The sequence below is a fragment of the Gorillibacterium timonense genome (genome assembly GCF_001457415.1).
In the GTDB taxonomy this organism is placed as follows: domain Bacteria; phylum Bacillota; class Bacilli; order Paenibacillales; family NBRC-103111; genus Gorillibacterium; species Gorillibacterium timonense.
On sequence record NZ_LN881722.1, the window covers coordinates 590989 to 608199 of the forward strand.

9 protein-coding genes, 6 tRNA genes and 2 pseudogenes are annotated in these 17211 nt (G+C 57.2%); 13 read left to right on the plus strand and 4 right to left on the minus strand.

What is annotated here, in order from left to right; translation table 11 throughout:
- Positions 1 to 23: 23 nt before the first annotated feature.
- From BN2684_RS07150 to BN2684_RS07175, 6 genes are all read left to right on the plus strand, one after another.
- Positions 24 to 99, plus strand: a tRNA-Asn gene (locus BN2684_RS07150).
- Between the two features lie 5 nt (positions 100 to 104).
- A tRNA-Ser gene (locus BN2684_RS07155) sits at positions 105 to 193 on the plus strand.
- 301 nt (positions 194 to 494) lie between these two features.
- Positions 495 to 569, plus strand: a tRNA-Glu gene (locus tag BN2684_RS07160).
- Position 570: 1 nt separating this feature from the next.
- Positions 571 to 646 (plus strand) — tRNA-Lys (locus tag BN2684_RS07165).
- A gap of 45 nt (positions 647 to 691) precedes the next feature.
- Positions 692 to 777, plus strand: a tRNA-Leu gene (locus BN2684_RS07170).
- Positions 778 to 961: 184 nt separating this feature from the next.
- Positions 962 to 1044: transfer RNA gene (locus tag BN2684_RS07175), tRNA-Leu, on the plus strand.
- 262 nt (positions 1045 to 1306) lie between these two features.
- Here BN2684_RS07175 and BN2684_RS25345 read toward each other — a convergent pair.
- Positions 1307 to 1556: pseudogene (locus BN2684_RS25345) on the minus strand (phosphodiester glycosidase family protein); the annotation flags it as partial.
- 370 nt (positions 1557 to 1926) lie between these two features.
- Between BN2684_RS25345 and BN2684_RS07185 the strand changes: the two are divergent.
- Both BN2684_RS07185 and BN2684_RS07190 read left to right on the plus strand, forming a co-directional pair.
- The gene (locus tag BN2684_RS07185) at positions 1927 to 2541 is read left to right on the plus strand and encodes a TetR/AcrR family transcriptional regulator (protein ID WP_058301461.1); all 615 of its coding nucleotides are present in this window, start codon (positions 1927 to 1929) and stop codon (positions 2539 to 2541) included.
- 36 nt (positions 2542 to 2577) lie between these two features.
- The gene (locus tag BN2684_RS07190; RefSeq protein WP_058301462.1) at positions 2578 to 4920 is read left to right on the plus strand and encodes an MMPL family transporter; all 2343 of its coding nucleotides are present in this window, start codon (positions 2578 to 2580) and stop codon (positions 4918 to 4920) included.
- Here BN2684_RS07190 and BN2684_RS07195 read toward each other — a convergent pair.
- A pseudogene (locus tag BN2684_RS07195) lies at positions 4917 to 6148 on the minus strand (chromate transporter). The gene BN2684_RS07190 and the pseudogene BN2684_RS07195 overlap by 4 nt on opposite strands.
- Before the next feature lie 571 nt (positions 6149 to 6719).
- Between BN2684_RS07195 and BN2684_RS07200 the strand changes: the two are divergent.
- Entirely contained in the window at positions 6720 to 9998 is a 3279-nt protein-coding gene (locus BN2684_RS07200) for a DEAD/DEAH box helicase (RefSeq protein ID WP_058301463.1), read from the plus strand.
- Between the two features lie 440 nt (positions 9999 to 10438).
- The gene (locus tag BN2684_RS07205; RefSeq protein WP_199825303.1) at positions 10439 to 11050 is read left to right on the plus strand and encodes a GNAT family N-acetyltransferase; all 612 of its coding nucleotides are present in this window, start codon (positions 10439 to 10441) and stop codon (positions 11048 to 11050) included.
- Between the two features lie 651 nt (positions 11051 to 11701).
- Here BN2684_RS07205 and BN2684_RS07210 read toward each other — a convergent pair.
- Positions 11702 to 12373: an SOS response-associated peptidase gene (locus tag BN2684_RS07210; RefSeq protein WP_058301464.1), complete on the minus strand. Its 672-nt coding sequence runs from the start codon at positions 12371 to 12373 to the stop codon at positions 11702 to 11704.
- A 134-nt stretch (positions 12374 to 12507) separates the two neighbouring features.
- Between BN2684_RS07210 and BN2684_RS07215 the strand changes: the two genes are divergently transcribed.
- From BN2684_RS07215 to BN2684_RS07225, 3 genes are read left to right on the plus strand one after another with little or no spacing between them, the layout of a single operon-like run.
- On the plus strand, positions 12508 to 13755 hold the full coding sequence (locus BN2684_RS07215) for a DNA polymerase IV (RefSeq protein ID WP_058301465.1): 1248 nt from the start codon (positions 12508 to 12510) through the stop codon (positions 13753 to 13755).
- Complete coding sequence (locus BN2684_RS07220; protein ID WP_058301466.1) at positions 13752 to 14243, plus strand: YhjD family protein; 492 nt, start codon at positions 13752 to 13754, stop codon at positions 14241 to 14243. Before BN2684_RS07215 ends, BN2684_RS07220 begins: the two co-directional genes overlap by 4 nt.
- 7 nt (positions 14244 to 14250) lie before the next feature.
- Complete coding sequence (locus BN2684_RS07225; protein WP_058301467.1) at positions 14251 to 14505, plus strand: hypothetical protein; 255 nt, start codon at positions 14251 to 14253, stop codon at positions 14503 to 14505.
- A 239-nt stretch (positions 14506 to 14744) separates the two neighbouring features.
- Here BN2684_RS07225 and BN2684_RS07230 read toward each other — a convergent pair whose 3' ends face one another.
- Positions 14745 to 17180 carry a glycoside hydrolase family 99-like domain-containing protein gene (locus tag BN2684_RS07230; RefSeq protein WP_058301468.1) on the minus strand — a complete coding sequence of 812 codons (2436 nt, stop codon included), beginning with the start codon at positions 17178 to 17180 and terminating at the stop codon, positions 14745 to 14747.
- Positions 17181 to 17211 lie beyond the last annotated feature (31 nt).

Here is a 17211-nt window from a genome sequence, read left to right on the forward strand (position 1 = left end):
ATATAGATTTTGACTTTTGATTTTCCTTGGTAGCTCAGTTGGTAGAGCACTCGACTGTTAATCGAGTTGTCACAGGTTCGAGTCCTGTCCAGGGAGCCAGTCCTGGAGAGATACCCAAGTGGCTATAAGGGGACCCTCTGCTAAGGGGTTAGACTGAGCAATCGGTGCGAGGGTTCGAATCCCTCTCTCTCCGTTCTAAGGAAACAAGCCGGGCGATGACGCCCGGCTTGTTTTGTTGGTACGCCCAGCATGGGCGTCATTTCTTGGGTTGGGATCAAGTCGTTGGTATGGCGCCATCTTCGGGGTGAGATCGGTATATCGCCAGTTGTTAACCAGAAGCTGTCAATCGGGAATGCCTTGCTTTCAGCATAAAAGGTTGGGTTTTCTGGCATGATAAAGCGGACAAAAAACTCAAAAAAAGAGCTTGCCAAATGCAGGATGAGCATTATATAATAACCCTTGTCGCTTTGAGCGGCACCTGAAAATCAGGCAGCGGCCCGTTGGTCAAGGGGTTAAGACACCTCCCTTTCACGGAGGTAACAGGGGTTCGAATCCCCTACGGGTCACCAAGAGCCATTAGCTCAGTTGGTAGAGCACCTGACTTTTAATCAGGGTGTCGTAGGTTCGAGTCCTACATGGCTCACCAGTTTTTGTCCGGATTCATTCGTGATGCTTGCAGGATTATTCATATGCGGTCGTGGCGGAATGGCAGACGCACCAGCTTGAGGGGCTGGCGGGAGCAATCTCGTGGAGGTTCGAGTCCTCTCGACCGCACCATATTGTAAACGATGAGATCCCTTGATGTGTAGGGGGTTTTTTTATTGTCTTTCTTGGTAAATAAAAATGAGCGATCCGGGGAACGAAGCTCGCATCACTTTTACGATAGACTTGACTGAGTCCATCAGGGATTAGCTAGAAACTTCTTGCGTTTTACTTGATGATGAAGTATAATCTTTTACATGCGGTCGTGGCGGAATGGCAGACGCACCAGCTTGAGGGGCTGGCGGGAGCAATCTCGTGGAGGTTCGAGTCCTCTCGACCGCACTTACAGGAAAGCCTTGCGAAGCAAGGCTTTTTTCTTTTGGATAGCAAGATGACAAGTGAATTGAGCGAATGTAAGGAAGTGCCCGCTTAAGAAGCGGGGGCCATTTGAGGGTCTTCTACTGAATGCACCGCCTTATCACGGGGGAGACGAAGCAAGGCTGCTATCTGTTCCTCGAATCGATCGAAATGTAATGAAGCAACCTTCTCCCGGCTAACCGAGAGAGGTTGCTTCTTTTTCAATATGCATTTACAGCCGGATTATAGCGGCCGCAGACTCCGGCGCTTTGTTAACGAGCAGGATTCCGTTCGCGGTCTTGCGCTCCCCTCCGTCGGAAGGCTGGTTCAAAATTATTCGCGTCGGCTTTCCGGGAACCTGGCCACGAACGTCGCGGAGCCCCCTCCATCCAGAAGGAGCGCGTCGACGACACCCATGTCTTTCAGCATGCCAGATCCTGAAAGGTTACCCCTTCGCTGAAGCCCGGAGCGCGTCCATCTACTTCGAGCATGATGACCCGAGGCATCGATCCTGATCTTTATTTCGAAGGCGATCGAGACTTCTTCATGAGCAATGGCTCGGATGAGGACGGTTGGGGCGTTATCCTTCAATGCGAGATCGACATTCAGACTGGGAAAATGCTGACGCCAAGCCGTCCGCTGTGGAGCGGGACAGTTACCTTGAAAGCCCGCACATGTATCACATCCATGGATGGTTTCATTTTGGCTTTAATCGACAATCGTTCAGTTGTGTTACAATGCTGAGCGTCGATTCACGATGCCCATTGTGCAATTATGCATAATGGGCAACATTGCACAATGGGCATCGTTGTGTTATTTTGGTATGACCGTAACGATATAAGGTTACCCGAGGAGATGCAGGAAGCGATGAACAAAGACAGCTTGCGTGATATCAAGAAGGAGGCGACCGCGCATGCCCTGGCGAGTGCAGCTTTGGAGCTTGCGCGTGAAAGGGGGATGGATGGCTTTGTCGTCGACGACGTGGTGAAGCGCGCGGGTTACTCGCGCAGAACGTTCGCGAACCATTTCTCATGCAAGGAAGAAGCGGTGGCGGTAGCGGCTGTTTCCTTCCGAGGCTTCAACGATGCGGAACACATACTCGATGATTTGCCTGCTGACGCCGTTCCGATCGACATTTTGCACCAATTGCTGCGAACGCAGTTTACAGCCGAGCTGTTCCGTAATTTACGGGAGCTTGTGCGGTTAGCCAAGCAGTATCCAACGTTAGAGCCGCATATCCTGAATGTTTTTCAAGGTCTGCAAACCGATGCGTTGAAAGTATTGGGCGATTTGTGCAAGGAACGTTACCCGGAGGGATACAGTCACTTGATTGTCGGGGCCGTCTACGGGGCGGTTCTTCCTGTGGTGGACGGGAGCATTAACGTATTGCTGCCCGGTCAAGCCGCGACGGAGTATCCGAGTTCCATTACCTTTGATCAATATATGGGTATGGTTTTCGGATATTTGAGAAACGGATTTTAGTTAAAGAGTTATACACTTGGGGAGGATCATACCGATATGTCCACACTTTTATATAAGCTAGGGAAAAAGGCTTACGATAAACCATGGTATTTTATTGCAGGCTGGATCCTGGTTCTCGGTGTTGTTATCGCGCTGCTGTTTACCAACGGAATATCCACAAGCTCTGAAACCAAGCTGGAAGGAACGGAAGCGCAAAAGGTATTGGATAAGTTAGAGCAGGTATTGCCGGAAGCTGCTGGAGGTCAAGGTAGTGTGGTCTTCACGGTACCTGAAGGGGAAAGACTCGATACTCCGGAGCGTGTAAGCGCGATAACGGAGGCGGTCAGCAAGGTATACGGCCTTGACAATGTCATTAATCCCATCGAGCTTGCCAAAGCTGCTGCCGCGAGCGGGGCAACGGCAGGGGCAGCAACCAATTCCGCTGCTCAAACCGGAGATGCAGCCGCCAGTGCCGGCGCGACCGCAACGACGCAGCTGCCCCCCTACGGTCCGCTTCTTGTAGATGGTAACCCTGTGCCTGGCGTGCTGATCGCTTCCGATGGCAATGTCGCTTTGTTTCAGTTCCAATTCACCGTACAGCAGAGCTCATTGCCTGCAAGTGTAGCCGAAGCAGTCGTGGATACGGTCTCGAAAGTAGAGAACGGCACCGGCATTACCGTACTGCCCAGTGAAAGCCTGCAGCCGGTGGAAATTCCGCTAGGGATGCATGAGGTTTACGGATTAATCATCGCGATGATCGTTTTGATCGCATCGCTCGGTTCTCTGGTAGCTGCCGGTTTGCCGATTGTGATTGCGCTCTTCGGTGTCGGGATCGGCGTCGGCAGCGCTTATGCCATATCCAGTTTTATCACGATGACTTCGTTTACGCCGGTATTGGCTCTTATGATCGGTTTGGCCGTAGGCATCGATTATGCGTTGTTTATTGTGAATCGCCAACGCCGCCTGATCCTCGACCAAGGGCTTACCGCGAGGGAAGCGGCCAGCCGGGCGGTCGGCACCGCCGGTAGCGCGGTATTCTTCGCGGGACTCACGGTCATCATCGCATTGTGCGGGCTGCTGGTAATTGGCTTGTCCTTCTTGAACATTATGGCGCTCGTAGCCTCCGCCACCGTTCTTCTCGACGTGTTGGTCGCCTTGACCCTGCTGCCGGCCCTGCTCGGACTGGTAGGCGAGCGCATCTGCTCCAACAAGCTTCGGGAGAAGAGTCGTACCAAGCCAGCAGACAAACAGCATGGAATGGCAGACCGATGGGTGAAAGGTGTCAGCCACTATCGTTGGATTGTCATTGTCGCGGTTGTCGTCATCCTCGGCGCAGCGGCGCTACCGATTGCCGATATGCAGCTGGGAATGCCTTCAGGCTCCTCCGCGAACCTCGACACATCCAAGCGGCAAAGCTATGATGCGATCTCGAAGGGCTTCGGGGAAGGGTTCAACGGGCCGCTTCTGATCGTCGCCGAACCGAAGGATCCCTCCGGGACGGTATCGCAAGAAGCCTTGTACAAACTCGTTCAGGACATCCGAAGCGTGGAGAACGTGTCGGTCGTGTCGCCTCTTGGCATGAACAAGGACGGAAATATGGCCATCCTCAATGTGATCCCGGCTACAGGTCCTACGGATGAAGCCACCCACAAGCTGGTGGAGAACCTGCGGGAGACGGATTCAGCGATTGCGCGTACCCATAATGTCAACCTTGGGGTAACAGGCTTTACCGCGATCAATATCGATATGTCGGCGAAGCTGGCAGAGGTATTCCCAATCTACATGGTTATCATAGTGATCCTATCGTTGATCATTCTGCTCCTGGTGTTCCGCTCGATCCTTGTTCCGATCAAGGCCACTATAGGCTTCCTTCTTAGTGTGCTGGCTACGTTCGGATTAACCACCGCGGTGTTCCAGTGGGAATGGTTCCATCGTCTCTTTGGTTTTGATACCGGAGGCCCGATCCTGAGCTTCCTCCCGATTATGGTCACGGGTATTCTTTATGGATTGGCAATGGATTATCAGGTGTTCATGGTATCCTCCATGCGGGAGTCCTATGTCCATGGACACCGAGGACAAGAGAGCGTGATTCACGGGTTTACCCTTGCCAGCCGGGTTGTCGTATCAGCGGCCATCATTATGGTCTCTGTGTTCGCCGGGTTTATCTTTGGCGATGATATTATGATCAAGCAAGTGGGTTTCTCCTTGGCGGTAGGGATTCTGCTGGATGCCTTCTTCGTTCGCATGACGCTTGTTCCAGCCGTGATGTCTCTGTTTGGCGATAAGGCGTGGTGGCTGCCCAGATGGCTCGATCGCATTTTGCCGAATCTGGACGTGGAAGGCGATAAGTTGATCGCCGAGCTCAAGGCTAATGAAGGAACAACGAGTCCCCGCCATTAGGGTAAGATCGAGATCAGGGTGCCGCCGACTGCGGAGAAGAGCACGATGATCCAAGGGGGAAGCTTCCACAGCATGAGCAAGCCGAACGCCGCGAGGGCAAGGCAAACGTCATAAGGCGTATGAATCGCCTTCGTCCAAACGGGATCGTATAAGGCAGCGAGCAAAATGCCAACAACGGCGGCGTTAACTCCCTTTAGGGTCGATTGAACATGGGGGCGGCGGCGAATCGTATCCCAAAACGGCAATGCGCCTAGGATCAGCAGAAAGGACGGAAGAAACATCGCGAGTAAGGCGACTCCTGCTCCGATCCATCCGTTCATGGCACGCCCAAATAGGCCGAAAAGGTGAACAAAGGTCCCGGAACGGCTTGAGCCGCGCCATAACCGGCAAGGAATTGGGCATCTGTCAGCCAGCTCGGGGCAACCACTTCGGCTTGAAGCATCGGAAGGACCACATGGCCTCCGCCAAAGACAAGGGAACCTACGCGGTAAAAGCTGTCGAACACAGCGAGCCAATGGGAAGGAAACGCCGTTCGCAGCAGAGGCAATCCGATCAGGAGTGCGAAGAACAGAACCCAGGCGACACCCGCTGCGCGGCGGCTGATCGAGAGGCCGATGGGAGGAGCGTCCGGGATTTCGGATCTTGTCAGAAAAAAACGGCCGAGAACCCCTGCAGCGGCAATGAGCACGAGTTGACCGTAAGCGGAATGCCACGATAAGGTGAGGATAGCCGTTAAGAGGGCGATCGTTCCCCGCGTACGATCCGGAGCGAGGGTGCGAGCCATCCCCCAAACCGCCTGGGCAACGACGGCAACGGCAACAATCATGAGGCCGTGAAGCCAACCGACATCGCCCAGATCGGCGTAGTTTCCCAAGGCGTAAGCGAAGAGCGTCAAGGCCAATGCGGAGGGCAGGGTAAATCCGATCCAGGAGGCGATCCCGCCGAGCAGCCCTCCGCGCATCATGCCGATCGCGATTCCGACCTGGCTGCTGGCGGGCCCCGGAAGGAACTGGCACAGGGCGACCAGATCGGCATAGCTCTTTTCATCCAGCCATTTTCTGCGCTTGACGTATTCCTCGCGAAAATAACCCAAATGAGCGATAGGCCCTCCAAATGACGTCAAACCGAGCTTTGTCGAAGCCCCGAGGATTTCCAAAATCCTGCCTCGGGGATTTTTCTTTTTTTGTGCCCTAGGATTCGTCGGTTTCGGATCGGTAGGCTGTGCCATCGTTATCAACCCCACGAAATAAAGTTTTGTCAAAACAGCCTGATGGAGAAGCCTTAGCTGACTTGTTTATTCATTATATAAAGAAACAATTATTTTAAATGAGTATTGCCGTTAAGCTATTGTAAAAAATGGCTTGGAGGTTGACTCGCATAACCAAATCCGAGGGCTGTTCAGAGACATGCAGCCTCGTGAAGAAAGGGTGATTGGAAAGAAGTCGCTTTCGGTGCGGAAATGGTTAGAAACGCCAACGTAGAGTCGTTCTCTTCTCGCATGGCTTCAATTCCCCCTGGCTAAACGAATGCTTGTTCGCCTATAATGCAAGAATGAGGTTGTGACTGAGGGAATGATTGTGAGTAAGCCGGAAGGGAACGGAGGCTAGCCCAACAGGATGACGCTAACCGCGAGTTTCGGAGACGCCTTGTTGACTTTACGGTCTTTGGGGATCAAGGTTATCACCCTTCGGCGATGCAAGAAGGCCTCGCTACTATTGCATCTGTCGACCGGAATGAATGTCTGCTGATGAATGGAACGAGTTCTATAGATAGAAGAAGTACAGGGAGGGGGGACGCCCGTGAGCTATCCCATTACCGAAAGGATCATCCGATCCTTATGCGGCCAGACGGCCTATCGAAAGGGCGAAGCCTTTCGTCGGGCGGGGAAAGTAGCCTTACTCTTACTCAAGGAAGAACCCGGGAAGTCGATTTACGAAGTGGCCGTGAAGGACAACGGCAGTTGCCGGGTCATCGTTGAAATTCATTCGGGCGGGGAGATCACGGCGGAATGCAGCTGCTCCGTTTCTTTCTCGTTTGATGCTTATTGCAAGCATGTTGCAGCCGCCTTGCATCAGATGATGACCGAACAGCGACTCGATGAGAGAGCGGATGAACCCGCGTTGGCCAAAAGATCAGATGGGAGTTCCTCTGGGAACGCGGAAGAAAAGCTGCTGGCGAGCCGAATGCTTGATTTGTTCCGGTATCAGCCGCGTTCCGTAGGCGGCGCCCGAGCCCTGTTCGAAACGCGAACGCCGCTGGAGACGGAGTTCGTCATTGCTCCTTATATGTACGGCCCCCGCAGGAATTTGCTCGGGATCGAGCTTCGAATCGGACCCGGCAAGCGGTATGTGGTAGCAGACATTCGGGATTTTCTCATCCGCTTCGAACGCGGAGAGGCGCATGACTGTTCTCGGCATTTTACCTACGACCCCGCTCTGCATTGCTTCACTACCGCCGACTATGCAATCCTCACCCGACTCATCGAGGCCCGCCGCAACGAGAAGCTGCAGCGCGAAGCGGCGGGAGCTTTCTATACAGGGGAAGTCGGCGATACCCGGACGCTGCCGATTCCCCCTTATGCCTGGGAGGCGATCGCTCCCCTGCTTGCTGAGGCGTCTCTTGTCAAGCTGCAGCTCGGCGAGCGGACTCATGACGGCTTTCATTATACAGATGAGCCGCTCCCCCTGCAGTTCGAATTCGGACAGGCCGAGGGTCCTGACATCCGTCTCGACATTCGCGGTCTACACGACATCCTCATCTTGGAAGCGTACGGGATGGCGCTATCCGAAGGCCGCTTTATCAGGCTGAAGCCGGACGAAGGCAAGCGGCTCGCCGAGCTGCAGAAGCTGATGAAGAGTGCGGGAGCGGATCAGATCCCGATTCCTCCTCAGCAGATGGGACTTTTCATGGATCGGGCTGTTCCCAGTCTGATGAAGCTGGGCGACGTGCGCATTGCGCGGGAAGTCTCGGACCGGATCACCCAAGCTCCGCTAGACGCTCGCATCTACCTGGATCTGGTCCGCGAACGGCTCCTGGTCGGATTAGAGTTCCAGTACGGCGACATCGTCATCAATCCGCTTGAAGGCGATGGCTCGCGGCGAGGGGAAAGCCGTATCCTTATGCGCGAGTGGGAACGGGAGGCGCGCATTCTGGAGCTGCTGGAGACGGCGGCCTTCGCCAAAACCGAGAGCGGCTTCTTTATGCACGACGAGGAAGGCGAGTATGAATTTCTGTACCATATCGTGCCGGAGCTGGAGCGGGTGGCGAAGATCTATGCGACGTCCGCCGTCAAAGCCAGGCTTTTGACCGACAATCCGCCGCCCCGCATCTCCGTGGATCTCCAGGAGCGCACCGATTGGCTCGAATTTCGCTTCCGGATCGACGGCATTCCCGAATCGGAGATTCGTGCCGTGATTCAGTCGCTGGTCGAGAAACGGAACTATCATCGGTTGAAGAACGGAGCGCTGCTCCCGCTCGAGACGGTAGAATTCCGCGAAATGATCCGCTTCCTGAACGAGGTCAGTCTGCCCAAGGGCGAAATCACCGACTCGCGGTTCCGTCTTCCCGTCGCACAAGGCTTGCATGTATTGGAATCCGCGAGTCGCGGCGACGGGAGCGTCGTTCGTCTAGGCAAGTCGATTCGGCGGCTCCTGGAAAATCTGCGCAATCCCGATCATCTTGATTTTCCCGTGCCCCCATCCCTCGCTGCCGTGCTGCGGGACTACCAGCAATACGGCTATCAGTGGATGAAGACGCTCGCTCATTACCGGTTCGGCGGCATTCTGGCCGACGATATGGGGCTTGGCAAGACGGTGCAGAGCATCGCCTTCCTCGTCTCCGTGCTGCCGGAGATCCGGGACCGCAAGCAGCCGGCCCTGATCGTCTCGCCCGCTTCGCTCCTCTACAACTGGCGCAACGAGCTGCGCAAATTCGCGCCCGACATCAGGGCGGTTATCGCCGACGGCACGAAAGCCGAGCGGAGCGCAATTCTGAGGGAAGTGGGGGATGCCGATGCCATCATCGTCTCTTACCCGCTTCTGCGCCGGGATATTTCGCGTTATGCCGAGCTGGCGTTTCATACGTTGATTTTAGACGAGGCGCAAGCATTCAAGAATTACAGCACCCAGACCGCGCGGGCGGTGAGGGCTCTTTCGGCGGAGTTCCGCTTCGCCTTGACCGGGACGCCGATCGAGAATTCGCTGGAAGAGCTATGGTCGATCTTCGAGGGGGTATTTCCGGGGCTGTTTCCGAATCGAAAGGCATTCGGAGAGCTGCCGCGAGAGACGATCGCCAAGCGATCCCGCCCGTTTCTGCTGCGGCGGCTGAAGAGCGACGTGCTCCAGGAGCTTCCGGAGAAAATCGAGTCGGTTCAGGTGTCGGAGCTGCTGCCGGAGCAAAAGAAGCTGTATACGGCTTATCTCGCCAAGCTCCGGCACGAAACGCTGCAGCATCTGGATCAGGACGACTTGCAAAAGAACCGGATTCGCATCCTCGCCGGTCTTACCCGGCTGCGGCAGATCTGCTGTCACCCCGCCCTGTTCATTGAGGACTATACCGGCAGCTCGGCCAAATTTGAACAGCTCTTGGACACCATCGAGGATGCCCGCAGCGCAGGCAGGCGATTGCTTGTGTTCTCGCAGTTCACGGAGATGCTTGGGCTGATCGGCCGGGAGATGGGCTACCGGGGGGTGCCGTTCTTTTACTTGGACGGCGGCACGCCCGCTTCCGAGCGAGTCGAGCTGTGCACGCGCTTCAATGAGGGAGAGCGGGATCTGTTCCTGATTTCGCTGAAGGCCGGCGGCACCGGGCTGAACTTGACGGGCGCGGACACCATCGTGCTGTACGACCTGTGGTGGAATCCCGCCGTGGAGCAGCAGGCCGAGGACCGCGCGCACCGCATCGGCCAGAAGAAGGTCGTGCAGGTGATCCGACTCGTCGCTCAGGGCACGGTGGAGGAGAAGATGGTCGAGCTGCAGCAGAGGAAGAAAACCTTGATCTCGGAAGTCATTCAACCGGGCGAGGAATCGCTGTCCGCCCTCACCGAGCAGGACATACGCGAGCTGCTCGCCATTGAATAGCTAGTACGCTGTTAACCTTAATCGTGTGGATACGAAGCGGCGTCAATCGGTATGAGAAGTGGTGCGATACCCCCCGTTTTTGAGTTGACAACGTACTTGTAGATGGAAGCGCCTCTGCATAGACGGTATTGGATGATGGACGACTGTATAAGGGAGGCGGCCGAAAGAGGCGGTTCTAATATCACGGCTAGAGCCTGCTCGGTTGGACCTACTTCATAGGCTGGAAAGTCCTCGCACAAGCGAGGGCTTTTTTGTGACGGCTTGCAGAGAGCAGGGATTTTTATCCGAAACAAGAATAGGTTATACATCTATGTATATCCAGCCTATCATGCGGGCATCTGCAACCAAGTGCTACGTGGGAACGGCCACACGGTCGTCAAATAGCTGGGATACGGGGAGTAAGATCGGATCGACAAAAAGAAAGGAAGAGGCATGCGAGAGTGAACTCGGCGGATTGGATGGATGAAAAGGAAGGAAAAGGCCAGCATGCGGGAACCCGGTCGATCGCCACGGATCGGCTCGTACTGCGGCCTTTTTGCATGCAGGACGCGGCGAGCATGCTGCGAAATTGGATCGGGGACCCCGAGGTGCAGGCGGACTACGGAGAACCGGCGTATGACCGGATGACAGAGGTTCAGGCCTTGCTGCGAACGTGGACGGACTCCTATGCCCGCCCCGAATTTTACCGCTGGGCGATTGTGCTTCACAAGGATGACGAGGATGGCAAGGATGGGGAATGCATCGGGCAGATTGCGTTTTGCAGCGTGGACGAGGAGCATCGGTTCGCCGATGTGGAGTATTGCATCGGACGGGCGTACCAGAATCGCGGGTATGCTTCCGAAGCGTTGAAAGCGGTCATTGTCTTCACGTTTGCCCATACGGGGCTCCATCGGCTGCAAGCGTTCCATCGCGGTCGGAACCGAGCGTCCTCGCGCGTCCTGCAGAAGTCCGGCATGAACATGGAGGGAACGCTCCGGCAGAGCTATTATTACAGCGACACGAATGAATACGATGACCGGGTGTACTACGGAATTGTAAAAGATGGCTTGTAAAAGGTGACGGCTGATCGGATCATAAAAAGACGATAGATAGGGAGCGAATCAAGCGGGGAAGATGGAACGGGCTTGATTCGCTCCCTTTGTGTGATGCCCGTTCTACCGGCGGCCATGGCCGCTATTTATTCGATTGACGGGGTTTTGAAATTCTAACGGAGATCGACGACGCTAATGGGGATCAATTGCTGATTTCCACTCCGAAGCAAGTCAAATAGCTGCACCCATTTCCGTTAGCTTTACAAAGGTGCTTTTTTGAGCTAAATAGCAGCAATAGCTTCCGCTAGGATTTATTCCGGATAAATTCTTCGATGCAGCGCCAGGGTAAAAACCCGTACTGTTCCCATCTGCTTCCAGTCCGCATCTGCAGCGCTCCCTTTCATCAGAGGTTAATCCCCGTCTGTGGTGTTCCCCTAGATCGGAGGTTAGTCCCCATCTGCAACGCACCCCTTGATCAGAGGATAATCTCCATCTTTGGTGTTCCCCTTTGTGGCGGCTTCTCATGCTAGGGGTTATTCCAAAGGCAGTTGCATGAATAGGATTTTTGCCTTTTTTAGCGGGGGGTGGCAGTGATGCCAGCCTCCGGTGTGCGCATAGGACCAGGGGCGAGGCTCATGGCCGTTCTTCTCTTGCAGTCGGAGGAGAGCGAGATCAGCTGATCTCGCGCAGAAGCTCGGGACCGTCGCTCCGCACGTTGCCGACAGCGGGAGATACGGGATACGCGCGCATCGCCGAGGCGTCGTAGGGACGGAGCAGCGCCTTCAGCGCAAACATGTCCCGGTTTGTCCGGTCGAGCCAGAGGGCTTCGTCCTCGCGGCGCAGGATCACCGGCATCCGGTTGTGAATCGGCGCCATCAGCTCATTGGCTTCGGTGGTGAGGATGGCTGTGCTGGATACCTTGCTTCCGTCTGGTGCGATCCAGGTATCGTACAGCGCAGCCATGGAGAAGAGGCCGCGGTCCTTCAGGACGATCCGGTACGGCTTGCGGGCAGCGCCGTCCTTTTGCCATTCGTAGAAGCCGTCGGCGGGGATGAGGCAGCGCTTGCGCTCAAACAGCGTCCGGAAGGACGGCTTCTCCGCCGCCGTCTCCGAGCGGGCGTTGATGAGCTTCATGCCTTCCTTGGCGTCGCGAGCCCACGAAGGAATGAGCCCCCAGCGCAGCTCGCCGAGCCGATTGGTCCCCTCGTGCGCGATGATCGCCGGAATCATCTGGCCGGGCGCCACATTGTAGCGGGGCCGGTAATTCGGGTTATCGAGAGGCCCCAGCCGGAACATGCTTTCCAGCTCCTCCAGGGTAACGGTGATCGTGTAGCGTCCGCACATGCCCATTCCTCCTTTTTCTTCAGTATAGCCTGTCCGGCGGTCCGCGCAAGTTCCAAAAAATAACCATTGAATAGGAACGTACATTCGTGTTTATAATAGGATAAGAATATATGTTCCCATTTGAAGGTGGATATATGGGGGAAAAGACGATTTTTCTGATCGACGGGCAGTCGTTCTATGCTTCGATCGAGAAGGCGGCCAGGCCCGAGCTCGAGAACCGTCCGGTGGCGGTGGGCGATCCTGCGCGCGAATCGGGCATCATTCTGGCGGCGTGTCCCATTGCCAAGCAGCAAGGGGTGACGACGGCCGAACGGGTCGGCCAGGCGCGGGCGAAATGCCCGGAGCTCGTGGTGATCCGACCGCGCATGCAAACCTACATTGCGATTTCGCTGCTCATCACGGAGATCTTTGAATCCTTTACCGACCGGGTGGAGCCTTACAGCATCGACGAGCAGTTCCTCGATGTGACCGGGGCGGTGCAGAGCCCGGAGGAGCTGGCCCGGAAGATCCAGGCGCAGGTGTTCTTGTCCACTGGCGTGTGGTGCCGGGTCGGCATTGGACCGAACAAGGTGCTGGCCAAGACGGCGACCGATAACTTCGCCAAGAAAAATCAGAAGGGGATCTTTACCCTGAACGAGTCGAACATCGCGGAGACGCTGTGGCCGCTGCCGGTGCATCGGATGTTCATGGTATCGACGGGGATGACGCGGCATTTTCTCCGGATGGGGCTCACGCAGATCGGCGACATCGCCCGGCTCGACCAGATGGACTTCCGGCGGCGGATGCGCCGCGAGATGGGCCGGCAGAGCGACATCCAGGCGGACTACTACTGGCAGATCGCCTGCGGCATCGATCCGAGTCCGGTCGAGTCTGGCATCCGCAAGGAGCTGAAGTCGATCAGCCACGGCAAAGCGCTGCGGAGCAGCCTCTACGGCGAGCTGGCCGACATCCAGGTCGTGCTGCTGGAGCTGGTGACGGAGGTTTGCCGCCGCGCCCGCCGCCGGGGCTTCATGGGCCGGGTCGTGTCTGTGGGAGCGGTGGAGACCGACGGCGACCGGGCCTGGGGGTTCGGGCGGCAGACGACCCTGCCCGAGCCGACCTCGCTCGCGCATGAGATGGCGAAGGCGGTGCTGCCTCTGTTCGCCAAGCATTGGAGCGGCGCGCCGGTCAGCCGACTGTTCGTATCCCTCGACTCGCTCGTCGAGGATAAGGTGATGCAGCTGACCTTGTTTGAAGACCGGGCGAAGGCGTACCGGAGGGAGCGGGCCATCGACCGCATTCAGGACCGGTACGGCAGCGCCGCCATTTTGCGGGCTTCGTCCCTGCTGGAAGCCGGCGTGGCGCGGGAACGCGCGGAGCAGATCGGAGGGCATTACAAATGAGCAAACTGGACGGAAACGAAAGGTGGAATTCCAAGATGCTGCTTACCGAGCACCAGGAGCAATACGAGCACCGGAAGGACCGGAAGAAGAGCGGGCCGCCGGAAACGGAGGAGCTGGAGATGCTCCGGAATTTTATTCTGCTGCCGCACCTCTTAACCTTGGTGGAGCGGAACCGCCAAGACATCGAACGTTCCACGATGGCACTTAAGAAGCTTTATTTGGCATCCACGCAGCTTTTGCTGGATGAGATCGGCCGAGATCTTCACCAGCTGAAGAGAGAGTTGGCTTTGCGGTCGATCAAGGTGGTCGGAGAGGAGCAGACGGATATGGTCTATTATTATCACTACGTCTGCAGGGGATACGAAGACCGCTTTGGCATCGTCCGCGAGGTGATGAAGGCGCAGCTGAGCGTCATGCTCGGCAAGTATTTGTCTCATCTGCTCGCGTTGATGAAGAAGGGCTGGGAGCGACAAGAGCAGCAGGGGTAGGCGGCAGATGGCAACCGACAGACGGCAAACGGTGGATGACAGACAGCAGATGGCAGAGGCCGGTAGGTGGCTTGCGGCGACAGACGGCGGACGGCGGCTGGGAGCGGTAGGAAGTGACAGGCGATGCGGGAACGGACAGGAGGAACCGATGCGGTCCAATGGAAAACGGCGGCCCGGAGCGAAGAGGCTTTCTTGCGAAGCTCTCTTCCTGCGGGCTGCCGTTTGTGTTGAGCGGCAAGTGGTTACCCTTGCCGGGTTTTAGCGAATGGCGCGTCTGGGCAGGAGTGAATGGGGGAATGCCGGGTACTTCAAGAGGGTCCGATGAGCTTCGATGAGCAGCTTAAGAGTAGCCAGATGAACCCGATGAAACCCGATGAAACCCGATGAAACCCAAGCCAAGCCAAGCCAAGCCAACCCAACCCAACCCAACCCAACCCAACCCAACCCAACCCAACCCAACCCAACCCAACCCAACCCAACCCAACCCAACCCAAGGCGGCCTCAATCCGCCAGACGGTAAATCACGTCGTCCACGTACGCCACATTGCGGCCCTCTCCGGCGGTCAGGAAGCGAAGGCTCGCCTTGGCGGCACCGGCCTTGGGGGTGATGGTGAACGTGTATTTCTTCCACTCTCCGGCGGTGACGATCTCCCGGAGCGAATAGCCGAGGTTGGTCTTGAAGCCGGCGTCCACGTCCATCTCCGCGACGGTGAGGGCTCCGGCTTCCACCTTGATCCAGGCTTCGACCGTATATCGCCGGCCGGGAAGAAGGTCGATCCATTCCTGGCCGATTCCTCGGCCGCTGCCATCGGCTGCGATCCGCTGGGAGCTGCCTCTGCCGTCCCGGCCCAAAACGGTGGAGAGGGTCTCCTTGCCGGTGACGGCGAACCAATACGGGGAGGCTCCTTCTGCGGCTCCGCCTCCGGCAAGCTCGAAATCCGAATTCTGCAAAAGATTGCCGACGCGCAGCTGCAGCGTGCCGGTGGTGGTCTGTCCGCCGGCGCTCTTCAGCGTCCAGCGAAGCTCGTAGGAGCCGGCTGGCGTGCCCTGCGGCACGGTTACGCTGATGCGCTGGCTGGTGGAGCGGAAGCCGCTGCCGGCGGGCAGTGCGTAGTTTCCGCTCGCTCCTGTGGCGGTCCATCCGGCCGGCGCTTCGAGGCGGTAGGTGCCCGATGGCGTACCCGCAAAACGGCTGCTCAGGCTGAGCGTAAGCGGGACGCTCTCACCCGACTGAATGGCTCCGCTGACCGGCTTGAGAACGGCAGTAACGGCGGGAGACTTCACGACGAAGGTGGATTCGGTCCGGCTTGCGGTTTTTCCGCCCGTGGAATAATCGACCCACACGGTCAGAGGGTGCTTGGCGTAATCCGTTCCCACGCCCGCTTTGACGGAATAGGTGAAGATTTTCGTCTCGCCAGGGGCGAGGGAGAAGGGGGTGTCGGCTGAGGATGTGCCAGCTGCCTGAACGGTCCACCCCGCCGCATCCGGCTTCAACCCGATTCCGGAGAGAGTAGCACTTCCGCGGTTGGTCGCGCGGACGGTGAAGGAGAAGATCTGGCCTTCCGTGACGACGGCGGTATCCGGCGCTGCTTCCAAACGAAGCGTTGGGTCCAGCGTGGAGAGGCCTTCCCGGGATACCCGCGCGGCGTAATCCGCGCCGCTCAGCCCGAAGACCTCCTGCATGGCGTTCAGATACCCGAAGCCGTACAGCGTGGATGGCTCGATGGCTCCGCCCTCGCCCCATTCGTTCCAGGCGTAGAAAGTCGCCATATTGCCGGCGGTCGGATGATCGGCGAGGTAGCGCTTGACCTCCTCCAACTGCTTGCGGAATTTGGTTGGGGACGGATCGGTGTAGGAGACGGTCTCGGCGGAGGTCGAATCGCTGTACCCGATGCCCCGCCAAGGACGCGGATCAAAGCCACTCAGGCCGCCCGGAATGAGCAGATGCCCCTCATAGCGGCTGACCGCCGATCTCCAGGCGGCGGGATAGACGGAATAATCGGTGGCAACGCCGGTCTTGGCGAGTCCGATCCCGGCGTAATTGAGCGGCAGAAAGCCGTCGGCGCCAAGAGCTTCATCTGCGTCCAGGGAAGACGAGCCACTGACGAGGATGAGCGGGTTGCCGAGTCCGGCGGACTGAGCCTCATCCCGCAGCACGCGCAGCGCGCGGCTCCAGCCTTCTCGTCCGCCAAGACGGGATTGGAAATCGCCGTAAAAGCCGATGACCGGCCTGCCTTCCGGCGTCCTCTGGTAGGACGGATCGCTCATGAAGCTGATCAGCTCCGGTACGATGCGGCTCTCCCAATCGGAGGCCGGCCAGCTGCCCGAGGCGATCATGTAAAGGTAGAAATCCATCAAATCCTTGTAAGCGGAGCTCTGGAAGCGGCGGATGCTCTGCGCCGGTTTTTCGCCGCCGCCGGCATCCTTCCAGTAGTAATAGAAGGCAAAATGATCGAGCCCGCGGCTCGCAGCTTGAAGAATGTGCGTGTCCATAACCGTCTGCTCCCGGTCATCATACCAGCCGATCAGAGGCTCCCGATCCGGGAAGGGCCCATAGCCCCACGGACCGGGAGAGGTCAGATGGTCCTTGACGCCGCCGAAGACATCGCGGGAATGGCCGTAGAGCTTCTCGGCATTTTTCACAAAGGGAGCTCCCATCTGCTCGTTCCACACGGGAAAATAAAACGCACCGATCTCATACGAGGGTGCGGAGGCGGAACTGCCGGACGGTTGAGTGGCAGCGGACTTGAGAGAGGTGTCCGGCTGAGAGGCCACACCGGATTTAACGGTGGAAACAGACGATGGAGCGGTTGTACCTGACTTACTGGCGGAAGCAGCCTGAACAGTTGGTGCGCCCGGTCCGGGTAGGGTGAAAAGTAGGAATCCGATCAGGCAGGCGAGGATGGCGGCAGGAGCGACAGGAAGAAAGTTGCGCATAGAAGGATCTCCTCGAATAAGCTTGCCCGCA

What these genes read in the sequence shown, in the direction of transcription:
- BN2684_RS07185 (WP_058301461.1), top strand. Translation starts at nt 1,927, where the DNA reads ATGAACAAAGACAGCTTGCGTGATATCAAGAAGGAGGCGACCGCGCAT.
- BN2684_RS07190 (WP_058301462.1), top strand. Translation starts at nt 2,578, where the DNA reads ATGTCCACACTTTTATATAAGCTAGGGAAAAAGGCTTACGATAAACCA.
- BN2684_RS07210 (WP_058301464.1), bottom strand. Translation starts at nt 12,373, where the DNA reads ATGTGCGGACGCTACACGATCACCGTTACCCTGGAGGAGCTGGAAAGC.
- BN2684_RS07215 (WP_058301465.1), top strand. Translation starts at nt 12,508, where the DNA reads ATGGGGGAAAAGACGATTTTTCTGATCGACGGGCAGTCGTTCTATGCT.
- BN2684_RS07220 (WP_058301466.1), top strand. Translation starts at nt 13,752, where the DNA reads ATGAGCAAACTGGACGGAAACGAAAGGTGGAATTCCAAGATGCTGCTT.
- BN2684_RS07225 (WP_058301467.1), top strand. Translation starts at nt 14,251, where the DNA reads ATGGCAACCGACAGACGGCAAACGGTGGATGACAGACAGCAGATGGCA.
- BN2684_RS07230 (WP_058301468.1), bottom strand. Translation starts at nt 17,180, where the DNA reads ATGCGCAACTTTCTTCCTGTCGCTCCTGCCGCCATCCTCGCCTGCCTG.